Source organism: Alteromonas sp. W364 (assembly GCF_031846205.1).
Lineage (GTDB): Bacteria > Pseudomonadota > Gammaproteobacteria > Enterobacterales > Alteromonadaceae > Glaciecola > Glaciecola blandensis.
In genome coordinates this window covers 562,492-578,854 of the sequence record NZ_JAVRID010000001.1, presented here as the reverse complement: position 1 = coordinate 578,854, position 16,363 = coordinate 562,492, and the positions used below count along the sequence as shown (strand labels likewise).

Annotated in this window: 12 protein-coding genes; 9 read left to right on the top strand and 3 right to left on the bottom strand. The window is 43.1% G+C overall.

Annotation, left to right across the window (positions count from 1 at the left end; genetic code table 11):
- Positions 1–18 precede the first annotated feature (18 nt).
- Both RM556_RS02495 and RM556_RS02490 read left to right on the top strand, forming a co-directional pair.
- Positions 19–1,227 carry an efflux RND transporter periplasmic adaptor subunit gene (locus tag RM556_RS02495; RefSeq protein WP_311360400.1) on the top strand — a complete coding sequence of 403 codons (1,209 nt, stop codon included), beginning with the start codon at positions 19–21 and terminating at the stop codon, positions 1,225–1,227.
- Positions 1,227–4,403 (top strand): efflux RND transporter permease subunit, encoded by a 3,177-nt coding sequence (locus RM556_RS02490; RefSeq protein WP_311373752.1) that lies wholly within the window; start codon positions 1,227–1,229, stop codon positions 4,401–4,403. The genes RM556_RS02495 and RM556_RS02490 overlap by 1 nt, the downstream gene beginning before the upstream one ends.
- 113 nt (positions 4,404–4,516) lie before the next feature.
- Here the strand turns inward: RM556_RS02490 and RM556_RS02485 are convergent, their stop codons facing one another.
- Positions 4,517–6,778 carry a TonB-dependent receptor domain-containing protein gene (locus tag RM556_RS02485; protein ID WP_311360398.1) on the bottom strand — a complete coding sequence of 754 codons (2,262 nt, stop codon included), beginning with the start codon at positions 6,776–6,778 and terminating at the stop codon, positions 4,517–4,519.
- 361 nt (positions 6,779–7,139) lie between these two features.
- On the opposite strand from RM556_RS02485, the gene RM556_RS02480 reads away from it, so the two are divergent.
- From RM556_RS02480 to RM556_RS02460, 5 genes are all read left to right on the top strand, one after another.
- Entirely contained in the window at positions 7,140–8,942 is a 1,803-nt protein-coding gene (locus RM556_RS02480) for an acyl-CoA dehydrogenase (protein WP_311373751.1), read from the top strand.
- Between the two features lie 16 nt (positions 8,943–8,958).
- Positions 8,959–9,966 (top strand): NADP-dependent oxidoreductase, encoded by a 1,008-nt coding sequence (locus tag RM556_RS02475; protein WP_311360720.1) that lies wholly within the window; start codon positions 8,959–8,961, stop codon positions 9,964–9,966.
- Positions 9,963–10,730, top strand: a complete 768-nt coding sequence (locus RM556_RS02470) for an SDR family NAD(P)-dependent oxidoreductase (protein WP_311360396.1) — start codon at positions 9,963–9,965, stop codon at positions 10,728–10,730. The genes RM556_RS02475 and RM556_RS02470 overlap by 4 nt, the downstream gene beginning before the upstream one ends.
- Before the next feature lie 72 nt (positions 10,731–10,802).
- A complete protein-coding gene (locus RM556_RS02465; RefSeq protein WP_311360395.1) occupies positions 10,803–11,564 on the top strand; it encodes an SDR family oxidoreductase in 762 nt (253 codons plus the stop codon).
- Positions 11,564–12,010: a YaiI/YqxD family protein gene (locus RM556_RS02460; RefSeq protein WP_311360394.1), complete on the top strand. Its 447-nt coding sequence runs from the start codon at positions 11,564–11,566 to the stop codon at positions 12,008–12,010. The genes RM556_RS02465 and RM556_RS02460 overlap by 1 nt, the downstream gene beginning before the upstream one ends.
- A gap of 76 nt (positions 12,011–12,086) precedes the next feature.
- On the opposite strand, the gene RM556_RS02455 is transcribed toward RM556_RS02460, so the two are convergent.
- Both RM556_RS02455 and RM556_RS02450 read right to left on the bottom strand, forming a co-directional pair.
- Positions 12,087–13,277, bottom strand: coding sequence for an amino acid aminotransferase (locus RM556_RS02455; protein WP_311360393.1), 1,191 nt, complete (start codon positions 13,275–13,277; stop codon positions 12,087–12,089).
- Between the two features lie 154 nt (positions 13,278–13,431).
- The gene (locus tag RM556_RS02450; RefSeq protein ID WP_311373750.1) at positions 13,432–14,208 is read right to left on the bottom strand and encodes an NRDE family protein; all 777 of its coding nucleotides are present in this window, start codon (positions 14,206–14,208) and stop codon (positions 13,432–13,434) included.
- A 153-nt stretch (positions 14,209–14,361) separates the two neighbouring features.
- On the opposite strand from RM556_RS02450, the gene RM556_RS02445 reads away from it, so the two are divergent.
- Positions 14,362–15,609: a cystathionine gamma-synthase family protein gene (locus tag RM556_RS02445; protein WP_311373749.1), complete on the top strand. Its 1,248-nt coding sequence runs from the start codon at positions 14,362–14,364 to the stop codon at positions 15,607–15,609.
- An 87-nt stretch (positions 15,610–15,696) separates the two neighbouring features.
- Complete coding sequence (locus RM556_RS02440; protein WP_311373748.1) at positions 15,697–16,308, top strand: NAD(P)H-dependent oxidoreductase; 612 nt, start codon at positions 15,697–15,699, stop codon at positions 16,306–16,308.
- Positions 16,309–16,363: the final 55 nt, after the last annotated feature.

The following is a 16,363-nucleotide window of genomic DNA, read 5'->3' as shown; positions in this document are numbered from 1 at the left end:
TGACCAAGGTTTACATTAATGAGTCGTACCTTAAAGAAAGCTGGCATCCCAATGATTATTATTTTATTGGCGATCGCTGTGATGTTCGCACTAGCGAGTTTAAAAAAACAACCAGAGAAAGAAGAGGTGGTCACAAAAGATTTTTTGGTTGACGCAAAGCCTATTGAGTTTGGGACCGTAGATTTTCTCGTCTATTCACAAGGCTCGGTACAAGCAAAAAACAAAACGATGTTGAGTACGCAGGTGAGCGGCAGGGTTGCCTCTATAGCTGACAACTTTGTCGAGGGTGGCTTCTTTGCTAAAGGCGACGTACTTGTCGAACTCGAAGATGCTGACTACCGAACAGATTTATTGTTGGCAGAAGCCGAATTGGCAAGAGCCCAAGCTTCATTGGACGAGGAAAAAGCAAGAGGAATGGTTGCCGCTGAGGAATGGCGTTCATTTAATCAAGGAACGCCACCAGAATTAGGATTGAGAAAGCCACAACTAGCCCGAGAGCAAGCGACTGTGAAAGCAGCCGAAGCTGGTTTACAAAGAGCAAAACGAAATCTAGAAAGAACCAAAATTCGTGCGCCGTATGATGGCCTGGTAAAAACGCGTAATGTCGATTTGGGACAGTTCGTTACCTTAGGCTCACAACTTGGTGAAGTCTTTTCTACTGCCATTGGAGAGGTACGCTTACCGTTAACTGATGATGATGTCGCCTTTCTTGATGACTTAAGTGATACAAACCCAAAGGTAATTCTGTCAACAGATATTGCTGGTAAAACGGTTCAGTGGACTGGCGCTCTAGTGCGTGATGAAGCGATTTTAGATGGTAAGAGTCGAGTTATTTATGGTGTTGTTGAAGTCGTTGATCCCTATCTTTTGCGGTCTGAAGCGGCATCCAATGCACAGCCTTTGCGATTTGGTCGATTTGTGAGTGCGCAAATTAGCGGTATCAGTTCACCAAATATTGTCGTTCTACCTCGCAATGTACTTAGATTAGACGGAACCGTGCTAACGGTTGATGAGAACAAAGAAATTAAAATCAACTTCGTTACTGTACAACGAACAGATGAGGATTTTGTCTACATCAGTGATGGTTTAAACCCAGAACACCAAGTGGTGATGAGCGCAGTGCCCAACCCCTATAATGGCATGCCAGTCAGGTTTTTAGGCGATGAAGACAAAGAGCCAAGCGCTAACGAAATCCCAGCAAATAACAACGCCATTGAGGTGAAGTAATGAGTCAGATTAGTGATAATAAAATTGACACTGAAACTGGCATAATAGCGTGGTTTACACGAAACAGTGTTGCAGCGAATCTCTTGATGGTCATGATAATACTGGGCGGGATATTCGGTATTATTCGTGTACAAAAGCAGGTGTTCCCGGCGTTTGAAGTCAATGTCATTTCTGTCCAAGTTCCTTATTTAGGTGCGGCTCCACAAGAAGTAGAAGAGGGGGTTATTTTAAAACTTGAAGAGGCTGTCAAAGATCTCGAGGGTATTAAGAAGCTCACGTCAACTGCGAGAGAAGGCGTGGGCTCCTTGAGCATCGAAGTTGAAGATGGTTATGACGTTCAAACCTTATTGGATGAAGTAAAGGTACAAGTAGATGCCATCCCCAGTTTCCCTGGCAACACTGAAAAGCCAGTCGCATATAGAATTAAGTTTCCGCAGGACGTTCTTTGGGTCTCTGTGTATGGTGATACCACTGAGAGAGAGTTAAAGCAATATACGCAAAGCATTCGTGACGATATCGCAAACCTACCTGGGATTTCAGATGTATCGGTTGTCGGTTCTCGAAACTATGAAATTTCAGTTGAAATATCAGAACGAAAACTGCAAGAGTATGACCTCACTTTTAACGAATTAGTAAATGCGATTCGTCAGTCATCCATTGACCTTCCGGGTGGTTCCATACGTTCCGACAATGGTGATATTTTATTGAGGGCAAACGGGCAAGCCTATAACGCATGGGATTTCGCTAAAGTAGCTTTAATTAGTCGCGATGATGGCACTCGTTTACTTCTCGGTGATATTGCAACAATCAATGATGGTTTTGTAGAAGATAATCAATATGCATTATTTGATGGGAAGCCAGCGGTTAGTATCAGAGTGCGTGCCGTGGGTGACCAGAACGCCTTACAAATTTCCAAATCAGTCAACGAATACCTTGATAAAAAACGTGAAGAGATGCCAGCAAACATCAAGGCTGATACATGGGGCGACAGTTCCTTCTATTTAGCTGATCGTTTAAATATGATGATCAAGAATATGCTGGCCGGTGCCGCACTCGTATTTATCGTGTTATCCCTGTTTCTTAGAGTAAAGCTAGCTTTTTGGGTGATCGTGGGCCTTCCCGTTTGCTTTTTAGGCACACTGATGTTTATGCCAATATCACAAGTTGATGTCTCCATTAATATGCTCAGTTTATTTGGTTTTATTCTGGTACTGGGGATAGTGGTAGACGATGCAATCATTATGGGCGAATCGGCCTATTCAGAAATTGATAAAAAGGGTCATAGTACAGACGCCGTCATACGGGGTGTCAAGAAGGTGGCAATGCCAGCAACCTTCGGTGTATTAACCACTATTGCCGCTTTTTCACCCATGTTAATGGTGAGTGGGCCAACAAGCGTCATTTGGAAAACCATAGGTATGGTGGTTATCTTATGCTTAATCTTTTCCTTGATTGAGTCCAAGTTAATTCTTCCTGCCCACTTGGCACACATGAAACTGAAGCCTTACGACCCAAAGAAAGCTAATGCTTTTCAACGTTTTAGAGATATTTTTAGTATCGGTATCAAGACCTTCATAAAAGACAAGTATGTACCGTTTCTAGCAAAGGCAGTTCGCAACAGGTATACCACCTTAGCCGCTTTTATTGGCATGTTGATTGTCACCATTGGTTTATTCAGCAGTGGTTTGGTGCGCTGGCAATTTTTCCCCAATATTCCGTCTGATTTTATGCAAGCAAGCGTTGAACTTGAGCCTGGCTCATCGATCGCACAGAGAGACATCGCGATGAATGCAATGTTAGATGCGATGTACAAAATGGATGAAAAGGTAAAAGCAGAAACCGGCTCTAACGCAGTCAAGCATGCTATTGCTTTTGATAACGGCACTTTAGGTGGGACTGTGTTTGTTGAGTTGACAAAAGGCGAGACTCGCGAATTGACCGACGTCCAAATGCAAGACGAATGGCGCGCACTACTTCCAGAAATACCCGGTGTCAGAAACTTCAACATTGGTAATCCCGGCGGACCAGGTGGTGCCAATGGACTTGATTTTGAATTCAGATCCAATGATATTCAACAATTAGAAAATGTCGCCAAAGAGCTCCGCAGTTACTTGGGCGCCTACGCAGGTATCACTGAAGTGACGGATACCTTCAGTGGTGGTAGTGACGAAATCAAGCTTGATTTAAAACCTGAGGCCGAGTCTTTGGGATTAACGCTATCCTCATTAGCTCAGCAAGTGCGAAATGGGTTTTATGGTGCTGAAGCTCAAAGGATACAGCGTGATGATGAAGAGATTAAAGTCATGGTTCGATACCCTAAGGACGAGCGAAATTCTATTGGTAATCTGGAGAATATGCGAGTCCGAGCGCCAAATGGTGACGATATTCCGTTTCGCGAAGTAGCTGATATCGAATTGGGCAAAGGGTATGCGAACATAATAAGAGTGGATGGTTCACGTTCTGTTTCTGTGTCAGCCAAAGTAGATACGGACATTGTCGATACTCGCGACCTGACAGTTGAAGTGCAAATGAAGGTGATTCCCGAGATGCTGGAGCGGTATCCTGCTGTCGAATTTAGATTACAAGGTAATTCAAAAGACGAGCAAGATGCCGTCGTTTCGTTGGCGCAGGGTTTTTTGTTTGCTTTAATCGCTATTTACGCGCTGATGGCGATACCTCTTAAGTCATATTTGCAACCCTTGATCATAATGTCGGTTATTCCATTTGGCATGGTCGGTGCGATTGTCGGACATTTAATATTCGGGCAAGCGGTGAGTGTCCTATCAATCTGCGGCATTATTGCGTTAGCGGGAGTGGTAGTGAATGACTCATTGATTATGGTCGATTTTGTGAACAAGGCGAGGGCAGAAGGTCATAACTTGATGGACGCTGTCTTGAAATCGGGGAGCGAACGTTTTAGAGCAATTGTGTTAACTTCATTGACCACGTTTATGGGCTTGATGCCTATTGTTTTTGAGCGAAGCCTACAAGCTCAGGTAGTCATACCCATGGCTATTTCCTTAGCGTTTGGTATTTTGTTTGCCACCGTCATAACATTGCTTTTGATTCCTTCCCTTTATTTAATACTGGATGACTTCACAGGCTTGTTTAAACGAGACAAGGCGAAAAGCGGGCTACAACAGTCTACTTTGGAAAGTACTCAGACTCGAGGTTAGAAAAAAGGGGTCAGAGTTAATTAAAAAAGGGGTCAGAGTTAATTTAATTGCCGATGGCATATTAAATTAACTCTGACCCCTTTTTAGTTGCTTTTCTAAACGATTATAAACGCTTAAAAGAAGCTAATTTTACCTTCGATACCAATAACGCGCGGCTCATTTACAATCCCCGTCAGGTTATTGAAATCAATTGCACCTTTTACGTTATCTTCGTCTGTAATATTACGACTATAAAGCGCGATGCTATAGTTGTGCTCGAAGTTTTCATAGCCGATACGTAATCCACCTTCAACATTATCATCCGTTTGAAACTCAACAGAGTCATATAAGAACAGGTTGGTTTTGCCTTGGAATGCCCAGTCTGTATACGCAAATATCTCACCGTTTTCACCCGCCGGTATACTGTAGCGAGCAGTAAAGTTGAAGATAGTTTCAGGTGCTTGTGGGAATGGGTTTCCATCAATGAGTGCGCGATTATCATCTGTTCTTGGATTAAGCACTCTACAATTGCCACCGAAGTCGGCATTTGCACCACATGGGAAAACAGACAAACTGTCATCTTTTATTTCGGTGTTGTTGTAACTGTAACCACCAGTTAAAACTAAATTGTCGTTGACGATATACGTTGCATCGATTTCGAAACCAAACGCAGTTCCTTTATCAGCATTGATAAGAGCCGTATTGTTCGCTCCGCCACCAATGGCAGAGAATTGAATGTCATCTACAACATAATAAAACGCTGCCGCATTGAGTCGCAAACTGTCATCTAATAGATCAGATTTAAAGCCCACTTCAACGCTATTAATTGTTTCAGCTTCAGCGACTGACGGTGCGCCTTCGAAAGCAACATCACGGCCTTGAATACTCTGTGCTCTAAAACCATTAGCATAGCGAGCAAATAATGATGTGTTCTCGTCAAGCTTGTAGTTTGCGCTTAGTTCATAGCCTACTTGGCCGTCATCGACGTTAATCGGTGCATACTCTTGGATTTGAGCTGCGTCAATAACCAATGCGAAACCGTCTACATTTTGGTCGCCAACTCGGAGAGATTTCTCATCTTCTGTGTAGCGTAAGCCACCGGTTACAGTGAGTTTTTCGCTTACTTCGTAAGTACTCTGACCGAAGACTGCCCAAGTAGTATTTTCATGGAATACAGTCGTTGCACCAAAGAAACCGTCGATACTGGTTACATTGAAAGATGAGTCATAGTAAAACGCACCTACTTGCCAGCTCAATGCATCGTCACTGTTACTGGCTAAACGGAACTCTTGCGTAAATTGCTCTAGGTCATTTAATTTATCTTGAGTTACCGCAGTAAAAGGAATGAAGCCGGGTACAGAAGTATCACCTGAACCTGCGCCACCGTCTACATCACCTAGACTGAATCCTTCAGCTTCTTCATTTGCAGTAATTGAAGTAAACGTTGCCTCATCGAAATCGTAGTCAACCTTTACAGAAAATCCAAAGTTTTCATATTCCTGTGGGTTGTTATCAAAACCGTTACCTAAAAGGTTACCGTCATAATAAACAGTGTCGCGATCGTAGTTTTCATTTAGGTCGTTAGAACCACGAGTGAAGACGTTTGCTCTAAAGATAGACGCGGTGCCTTCTAAGTCTCTTCCATGCAGGTTAACGAGAACGTCTAATTCAGCAGTTGGTGTAAACAACAACTGCGCACGCCAAGCTAGCTCGTCATAGCCACCAATCACATCGTCTTCACCCGAAAATGCATTGTCGATATAGTCATCGCGTTGTTGCGATAAAAATGAAAAGCGACCCGCAATATTGTCAGCTAAGCCGCCACCAACAGCTCCTTCGACATTCACGGTTCCAAAAGAACCGAACGCCACTTTACCATATGCATCAAAGTCTTCACTTGGCTTAACGCTGTCAAACTTGATGATACCTGCAGTGGTGTTACGTCCAAAAAGAGTACCTTGTGGTCCACGAATAACTTCCACTTGTTCAATGTCAAATAGAGGGAAACTTTTGAGAACGACGTTTTCTTTGACCACATCGTCCATAATGATCGATACCGGTTGAGATGCTGCCAAGTCAAAATCGGTGTTGCCTAGGCCACGAATATAAAAACGCGGAGCAACTCGACCATTAGACGATTCGGCATACAAGCCCGGCACACGAACAGCGAGCGCCAAAATATCTTCGCCACCTGAGAAAATGCTTTCAAACTTCTCACCATTTAGCGTAGCGATAGAGATTGGAACATCTTGAATTGACTGCACTCGTTTTTGAGCTGTCACCGTGATTGTTTCCAACACCGCTTCGTTTTTTTCAACTTCTTGAGCGGATAGTGAGGTAGTTTGCAATGCTGCACTAATACAAATTGCCAGGCTGGCTAGCTTGTAGCTTTTCATTTATTGAACCTTTAGTAGAGTTTAAACATGAGTTTGTAAATCGCGCGCGAGTGTATCAGTTTCCACTTATATTTGCATTCAAGGCCAGCCTCACAAGGCTTACTGTCATAATAAATTCATAAAAGTGTCACATAAAAAGTCGTCTTTATGAAAAATGAGTTGCTGTTATTCAGCAACTTTGTATTTGTCTATTCATATGTTTAATTGGCATAGGAAATCGCTTGTATGGTGTTATACGTATCATGTGTATTGTTTAGTATGTTACGGCTTGATACCAAATCGATTAAAAATATCGACAGAATGTCTATTGACAATTTTCGACCAAACTTCAGCCAAGCAGTTTATTAAAAAAGGAACCCTTATGTCAGAGAAGCTCATACCCGATTTAGAAATGCAATTTCAATTGTATGATGTGCTCGAAGCGGACAAGTTATGCCAGTTTGAAAAGTTTGAAGAGCATAGCAAAGATACTTTTTCTGCGATGTTAGGAACAGCTGAAAAGATAGCGACCGATCTGTTTTTACCGCACAACCATATCGCGGATAAAGATGAGCCTACTTTCGACGGTCAAAAGGTCAGTATGATACCTGAAGTGAAAATGGCCTATGATGCATTTTGCGAGGCGGGTTTTATTGCAGGACGCTATAGCTTTGAAGATGGCGGGATGCAACTGCCTGAGGTGCTAATGACAGCAGCATCTGCCTATTTTATGGCAGCAAATCCTTCGTCTACGGCTTACCCATTCTTAACTGCAGCAGCAGCCAACGTGATTAACCATTTCGCCTCTAGTGAATTAAAAGAAACCTTTATGCCTCGTATGTTGAGCGGTGAGTTTACCGGTACGATGGCGCTAACCGAACCGCACGCTGGTTCGTCTCTAGCTGACATCACGACAACCGCGACGAAGCATGAAGACGGAAAATACCGCTTGAAAGGGAGTAAACTGTATATCTCGGGTGGCGAGCACGAACTGTCGAGCAATATTGTGCACCTTGTGTTAGCAAAAATCCCTGGTGGTCCAGCTGGCGTAAAGGGAATTTCATTGTTTGTCGTACCAAAGTTCCGCTTGGATGACAAAGGCGAGATTTTGAATCGAAATGATGTTCAGTTAGCGGGCCTTATACACAAGCTTGGCTATCGTGGCACAACCTCAACAGCCTTAACCTTTGGTGAAAATGATGATTGTCATGGTTATCTCGTGGGTGAGGAACATCATGGTTTGCGCTACATGTTTATGATGATGAATGAAGCGAGAATCGGTGTCGGTTTTGGCGCAGCAATGATTGGTTATCGCGGGTATCAATATTCTTTAGCTTATGCCAAAGAGCGAACTCAAGGCAGAAGCGCAGAGCACAGCGACCCCTCAAAGCCATCTCCTATCGTATTGCATGGCGATGTGAAAAGAATGCTTCTAGCGCAGAAAGCCTATACAGAGGGCGGCATGGCGCTTTGTTTATACGGTTCTCACCTTATTGATCGCATTAATGTGTGTGAAGACAAAGAAGAAAAAGAATCACTGCAAGAGCTTCTTGATTTACTCACGCCTGTATTCAAAGCTTGGCCCTCAGAATTTGGTCCGAAAGCGAATGATTTGGGAATTCAGGTGTTAGGTGGCTCAGGGTATACCAGAGAATATTACGCAGAGCAGTTTTGGCGTGATAATCGCCTAAACCCAATTCATGAGGGGACAAATGGAATACAAGCTTTAGATTTGTCTTTCCGCAAGTTGTGGCAAAAAAATGGACTTGGGCTCAAGATCTTGCAACGTGAAATAGAAAAAGACTTGGCCACTATGTCTGGACCGAAAACAGGGAAATTAGTGAAAGAATTCCTGCCATATCTACAAAAGCTTCATGACATCCTAACGCATGTAGCAGGAACATTGCAAAACGACAAGCAAGCGACTTTGTTGGCGAATGCGCAAGCTTTAATGAGTGTTTTCTCGCAAATCGTAGTGACTTGGATATGGCTTCGTCAATCACATGTGGCGGAGCAAAAGCTGGCTGGTGACAATGTAACAGAACAAGAAACTGCTTTTTACGAAGGCAAATTAAAAGCTGCGGCCTATTTCGTTAGCTGGGAACTACCCACTATTGAACGAGATATCAAAATATTAAAACAAGACAACGACGTTTGTTCAACAATGCAAGCAGACTGGTTCTAAGGAGAAGACGATGACGATAACAAACAAACAATGGCAACTGGCACAGCGCCCAATAGGCGCACCTGATGAAAGTACTTGGAAAATGGTTGAGTCTGACCTTCCTGAACTTAAAGAAGGGCAGTTATTAATAAAAGTGTTATACGTTTCACTAGATCCTGCCATGCGTGGTTGGTTAAACGATGCAAAATCATACATTGAGCCGGTTCAAATTGGCGCCGTTATGCGAGCAGGTACCGTTGGTAAAGTGATATCCAGTAAGCATGATAAATTCCAAGAAGGTGACTTTGTGTGTGGCTATCAGGGAGTGCAAGAGTATGCAGTATCTGATGGCAGTATGTTGCACAAGGTTGATGCTAATCTCGCACCATTGTCTTACTATCTAGGTGTGCTGGGTATGCCTGGCATGACAGGTTATTTTGGTTTGCTAAAAACGGGAGAACCCAAAGAAGGCGAAACCGTCGTTGTAAGCGGAGCTGCAGGTGCTGTTGGTGGTCTAGTGGGTCAAATAGCAAGAATCAAAGGTTGTCGCGTAGTTGGCATTGCTGGCGGTAAAGAAAAGTGCGATTTCCTTGTTAATGAGCTTGGCTTTGATGCCGCAGTTGATTATAAATCTGAAAACGTGAAAAAGGCACTCAAAGTGGCCTGTCCAAAAGGCGTGGATGTATTCTTCGACAATGTCGGTGGCGACATTCTTGACGATGTTCTGACTCAAATAAACATGAAAGCAAGGATCGTTATTTGTGGTGCTATAAGTCAATATAATAATACCACCCCAGTAAAAGGCCCTTCTAATTATCTCTCTTTACTTGTTAACCGAGCAAGAATGGAAGGCATTGTTGTTTTCGATAACGTCAGTGAATATCCAAGTGCGATGAAAGATATTGCGGGGTGGATTCAATCAGGTGAGATGAAGGTAAAAGACCATATCATTGAAGGGATAGAAACATTCCCGAACACCTTGATGATGTTATTTAAAGGCGAAAACTTCGGGAAGTTAGTCCTTAAAGTAGGAGATGCAGAATGAATCCAGCAGCAAACGTAGAAAATAAACGCATTCTAATCACAGGTGGTGCATCAGGCATTGGCGCTGAGCTTGCATTATTGCTTGCACAGAGAGGTGCTAAAGTCATGATTGCTGACTTGTCTGCAGAGAACTCTGAAAAAACTAAAAAACAAGCGTCAAACCATGGCACATCGCTATTGACCCACGCAGTAGATGTGTCTGATGCGAAGTCGGTAAAAAACCTGTTTGCTGCTGCCATGCAACAACTGGGTGGCATTGATGTCGTTATTAATAATGCGGGTATTGACCACGATCCAGCGCCGATGCATGAGTTAAGCGATGATGATTTTGATCGAAACATAGCCGTGAATCTTAAAGGTGTGTGGCATTGTATGCGTGCTGCGATTGCGTGTATGGCTCCGAATGGTGGTGGACATGTAATTAATGTGGCATCGGTTGCAGGCTTGCGCTCTTCGCCAATGATTTCTGCCTATTCCGCTGCTAAACATGGTGTCGTGGGGCTAACTAAATCTGCCGCTGTTGAATATGCCAGAGCGAATATTCGTTTTAATGCGGTTTGTCCAAGTTTTGTGGACACACCTATGGTACAAAATACAATGGCGAAACTTGATGAAAGGGGACGTAAGGCATTAGTCAAAGCGAACCCAATGAAGCGACTAGGCAAGCCAGATGAAATTGCAGGTGCAATGGCTTGGATGTGTAGTGATGAAAGTAGCTTTATGACAGGACAAACCATGGTGCTAGATGGTGGAATGCTAGCTTAAAAAGTAGGTGTTTTAGCGCCAAGAGAAGCGTAAACTCACTAAAGTATATAATTCAGTTTGAAAGGAGTTAACATGAAAGATTTGTTTGATCTAAGCGGCAAGATTGCCATCGTTACTGGGGCTAGTAGAGGCATTGGTGAGTCAATCGCACGTTTATTGGCTGCAAAGGGGGCTCACGTGCTTGTTTCGAGTCGTAAAATCGAAGCTTGCGAAGAAGTTGCACAAAGCATTCGAGATGATGGTGGGAAAGCCACTGCATTCGCTTGTCATGTAGGTGAAATGGCGCAAATAACGGCGCTATTTGATTTCGTAAAATCAGAGTTCGGTAAAGTCGACATCCTAGTGAATAATGCTGCTGCCAATCCGTATTTTGGACATATTCTAGATACTGATCTGGGAGCATATCAGAAAACCGTCGATGTAAACGTGCGTGGATACTTCTTCATGTCAATCGAGGCGGGTAAATTGATGAGAGAGCAGGGATCAGGCGTCATTCTGAATACGGCGTCAGTAAACGGTGTCTCGCCTGGTGATATGCAAGGTATTTATTCAATTACGAAAGCCGCTGTGATCAGTATGACAAAGTCATTTGCAAAGGAATGTGGCAAGTTAAATATTCGAGTAAATGCGTTGCTACCTGGTTTAACTGATACTAAGTTTGCATCGGCGTTGACGACTAATGACTCTATTTTGAAACACGCGCTTAAAGTCATCCCACTGGGTCGTGTCGCTGATCCTGATGAAATGGCTGGTACAGTGCTATATTTAGTGTCTGATGCCTCAAGCTACACTACCGGTGCATGCATAAATGTTGACGGCGGAATGTTAGCCTAATGCATATATGGGTAGATGCAGATGCATGTCCTGGCGTTATCCGAGAGGTGCTTGTAAAAGCATCTCAACGCACTTCAATTCCACTGACGTTTGTGGCGAATCAACATATACCGGTGCCTCCAAACGCGCATATCACCTCCTTACGAGTGAGCTCTGGTTTCGACGTAGCAGACGATGAGATTGTATTGCGTTGCGAGCCAAATGACTTGGTCATTACCGGAGATATTCCGCTAGCTGCTGAGGTCTTGGAGAAAGGTGGGCAAGCCGTCAATTTCCGCGGTGAGGCTTATGATAACGCGACTATCAAGGCAACCTTAACGATGCGTGATTTTATGGACACCATACGGGCTAGTGGCGAGAGAACTGGTGGGCCTAAAGCGTTTTCGCCAAAAGACAAAATGAATTTTGCAAATCAATTGGACAGAATTATCGCGAGTTCAAAATAAAAAACGCAGTGGTATTTCTACACACTGCGTTTTTTGTTTTTTCAAAGTGCTCATGCTCAACTTATCGGGGGACTTTCTACAGTACTCCGGCGATCGCGGCGGCTAAAGTCTCAACATTTTTGGTATTGATACCGGCGATATTGACGCGGCTAGAATCTACAAAGTAAACACTGCTCTCAGCGCGCAACTTCTGCACTTGTTCTGGTTTAATACACAAGAAAGAAAACATGCCTTTTTGTTGGTTAATAAACCCAAAATCTTTACTCGCACCTTGTTTAGCTAAGTTATCTACTAATAGTGCTCGCAATTGAATCATGCGCTCTCTCATTTCTGTGACTTCGTCCTGCCATAGAGAGTTTAAGTCGTCATTCGCAAGGATAATATCAACTAGCGCACCACCGTAAGACGGAGGCATAGAGTAGATGCCTCTAGCAACATACTGAATTTGTGACTGAACAATGTTGCGAGTAGCGGAGTCATTACAAATGAGTGCTGCAAGACCGACACGTTCACGATAAAGACCAAAATTCTTGCTGCAAGATGCTGCAATGATGACCTCTGGCACTGACTCAACCATCAGTCTTATACCGTATGCATCTTCTTCTAAACCAACACCAAAGCCTTGATAAGCTACGTCAATGAAAGGCAAAAACCCAACTTTATTAGCTAATTCAGCAACAGCGCGCCATTGCTCATTTGTCAGGTCAGCCCCGGTTGGGTTATGACAACAGCCGTGCAACAGCACCACATCGCCTTTTTTAACTTGGGCCAAACATTCCATCATTTCATCGAATTTAATGCTAGCAGAGCTTTTATCAAAGTAAGGGTAAGTAGCTAGCTCTAGCCCCGCATTTCCGATAAGCGGAATATGGTTAGCCCAAGTAGGGTCACTGACCCAAACTTTAGTGTCCGGGTTACAACGTTTGAGCAGTTCGGCCAAAATCCGAAGTGCGCCGCAACCCCCAGGTGCTTGAACAGCCGCGACACGGTTTTCCAATATTACTGGGCTTGCTTTACCTAAAATCAAACCTAGCATGCCATCAATAAACCCTTGAACCCCTTGAGGCGTGATATAGACCTTTGATGTTTCAGTTTCCTGCAAAATAGCCTGTGCCTTTGCTACCGCTTTTAATATCGGTGTGTTTCCATCTTCATCTTTGTATACGCCTACACCAAGGTCAATCTTGGCAGGGTTCGTATCTTGTTTAAATGCAGCGGATAGACCCAAAATTGGATCTGGAGCGAGAGCGGGAAGAGTTTCAAACACGAGTGTTCCTTAATAATATTTGGTTATTTACTTAGTTGTGTTTTCTGTGTTGGTAGTTTAATTCAAAGCGTTTTTATCGTTCTATTTCACACCTTATTGTGAGTATTTATTATGACAAGGTGTTTGTGCTTTGTTTGTGTCGCTATTATGGCATTTATGAGGACTTAATGTCGAACTCAAAATGCTGGACAGACTCTTGTTCAGCCTGCGGGTTAAAGGTTCTTTCTTCCCATGTAACATGTTTGTCATGGTCAACGAGTAAAACAGTTGACGAACGTGTTCCATAATCATCGCTTTGAATGAAGATAGACGACAGTTTGCGTTCCCACTCGATAGGCACACCGGTTTTAGGCAAAGCTGCATCATCAGCAGGCGCGTTGTTCTTTAGGAGTTCAAACAAGTGCTCGGTGTCCAAAACATTTGCATGCTGACAATAGCGAGCGAGAGCATCTCTACCCGTGGCTATTTTGGGCCAAGGACTGTTGAGTGATGCATTTGATAGCCCGTAAACACCATCCTCTAAAGGCACTAAAGAATCATCAAAATTATTATAAACATAGAGTTTATTCAGATCACCGAACAATAGATTATAACCATTGTAATTGTGCCTTGATTCACTGAGCACTTCTGCGTATTTTTTTCGTTGTTTGGTTTTACCGTTCAGGTAATTCATCACTAACTCACCGCGCGTTATCGCATTTTCAACTTCGCGACCTGGCGCTCTGATATTAGTTAGGGCCGAAATGCTTCCGTCTCGGTTTATTCCCATCCATGTGCCACCCGCGAGCTCATCCTTTCCTGCTAGAATAGCAGGCTGGTCTTCCCAGTATCGAGAGTTAGTAGTGGGTCTTTGGTGAAATTCATCGCGGTTAGCAGCAATAATAAGTGGGAATTTTGGGTGTTGATTAACCGCAATAAACAAAATACACATGCGTAAAACTGAACCTATTAAATAGAAAATAAACGCTTAGCGATAATCCGCAATTAGCATAAAAAAAGTGAATTTGTTCTAAGGGAGCTACCTAGAACAGGCGCACAACTATGTTATTATCCGAGTCACAAGTCAATACGAGAAACACCATCAGTGAAAAAATTAGCTTTTGAAACCCAATTGGTTCATGCCGACCGACTATTAAACAAGCCACAGTTTGGTGCTGTGCACGAAGCAACGAACAACAGTGTGCTTTTCGAGTTTGAAGATGTGCAAGGTTTGGTTGATGTCTTTCAAGGTAAACAAGCTGGGCATGTGTATTCTCGTAGTTCGAGTTCTTCGGCCGTTTCACTTCAAAATATGCTGAACGCTTTGGATGATGGCGTTGGAGCAGTGGTTTTTGCCACAGGCATGGCTGCAATTAGTGCGTGTTTCTTATCTTTACTAAAAGCGGGTGACCATGTTGTCGTTAGTCAGTATTTGTTCGGCAATACGCGAAGTTTTATGGACAGTATTGAAAACTTTGGTATTGAAGTGAGTTATGCGGACGTGACAGATATTACTGACCTAAAGTCACACATTAAAAAGAATACCCAATTGGTATTTTGTGAAACGATTGCAAACCCGGTGACACAAGTTGCAGATCTCCAAGCCATTGGTGAATTTTGTGATGCCCGCAGCATTCTATTTGCAGTTGATAACACCATGACGCCAAATGTCTTATTTGATGCGAAAGCTGTAGGGGCTTCGCTATTACTCACGTCATTGACCAAGTACATAGGTGGTCATGGGAATGTGTTGGGCGGAGTGTTAGTCGATACTGGCTTATATGATTGGACTCAGTTTCGCAATATCGCTGATAAATATAAAGTGAGTGATAAAAAACAATGGGGGTTAACCCAGATTAAGAAGAAAGGTCTTCGAGACATGGGCGCGACATTGGCGCCTCAGTCGGCTCATCAAATCTCTATCGGATTAGAAACGCTGACGATGAGAATGCGTAAAACATGTGCAAATGCACAAGGTCTAGCGAAGTATTTAGATTCTCATAGGGGGGTTAATGCGGTCCATTATCCAGGTTTAGAAAATCATCCCCAGCACGAAAGAGCTAAGGCATTGTTCAATCGAGGTTTCGGCGGCATATTATCAATGGAGCTCAATGCAGATATAGATCCACATGTTTTCCTTAACCATTTATCGTTAGTGATCAGTGCTACTCATTTGGGAGATACTCGAACATTAGCACTTCCCGTAGCATCCACTATTTTCTACGAAAATGGCGAAGCCGAGAGAATGAAGATGGGGATCAGCGATAATTTAATTCGTATATCTGTCGGTATAGAGGAGCTAGACGATATTCTTGCCGATTTTGACCAGGCATTTGAAAAAACTGTTCGATAAAATAGGAGTTAAGCTCCTATTTAACGCGATTTTAATTCGTTTATATGGGTATATAATTTGTTTATCTTAGAAGATTGGTAAACAAAAATGAAGAAATTGCTCGTTATTAACTCTAGCCTACAAGGCTCAGAAGGAAACTCATCAAAACTAAGTGCGTCGTTTGTTGATTCACTTGCACAGGTGACATCCATTGATGTCACACACCTAGATTTGAACGCTGAAAACTTGCCGCATTTAACTGCTAATGAAATGGCAGCGTGGCAGACGGCAGAAGCAGAGCGTACGCCACAACAAATCGAACTGGCTAGTTACTCAGAGCGTTACATAAAGCTACTAAGAGAAGCTGATTACATTGTGATGGGCGTGCCCATGTACAACTTTGATAGTCCATCAGTGCTAAAAGCTTTTTTTGATCGTATCGCCAGAGCGGGTATTACATTCTCTTATACTGAAAATGGTCCTGTTGGTTTGATGAAAGACAAAAAAGTATTTGTGTTAGCTGCTCGCGGCGGCAAATATGAGGGGACTGCTATGGACACACAAAGCGCATACTTGCGTAACTTTCTTGCATTTTTGGGCATGGAGAATGTTGAGATTGCTTATGCTGAAGGTTTAGCAATGGGTGAAGAGTCTGTATCTCAAAGTTTTTCATTATTTAATGAAAAAATATCTGAACTAATTAAAAATTTGGAAGACTAATTAATTACTGATAGCTGAAACGTAGCAAAGCTCGTAGTCAAAGCTTGTAGTCGTA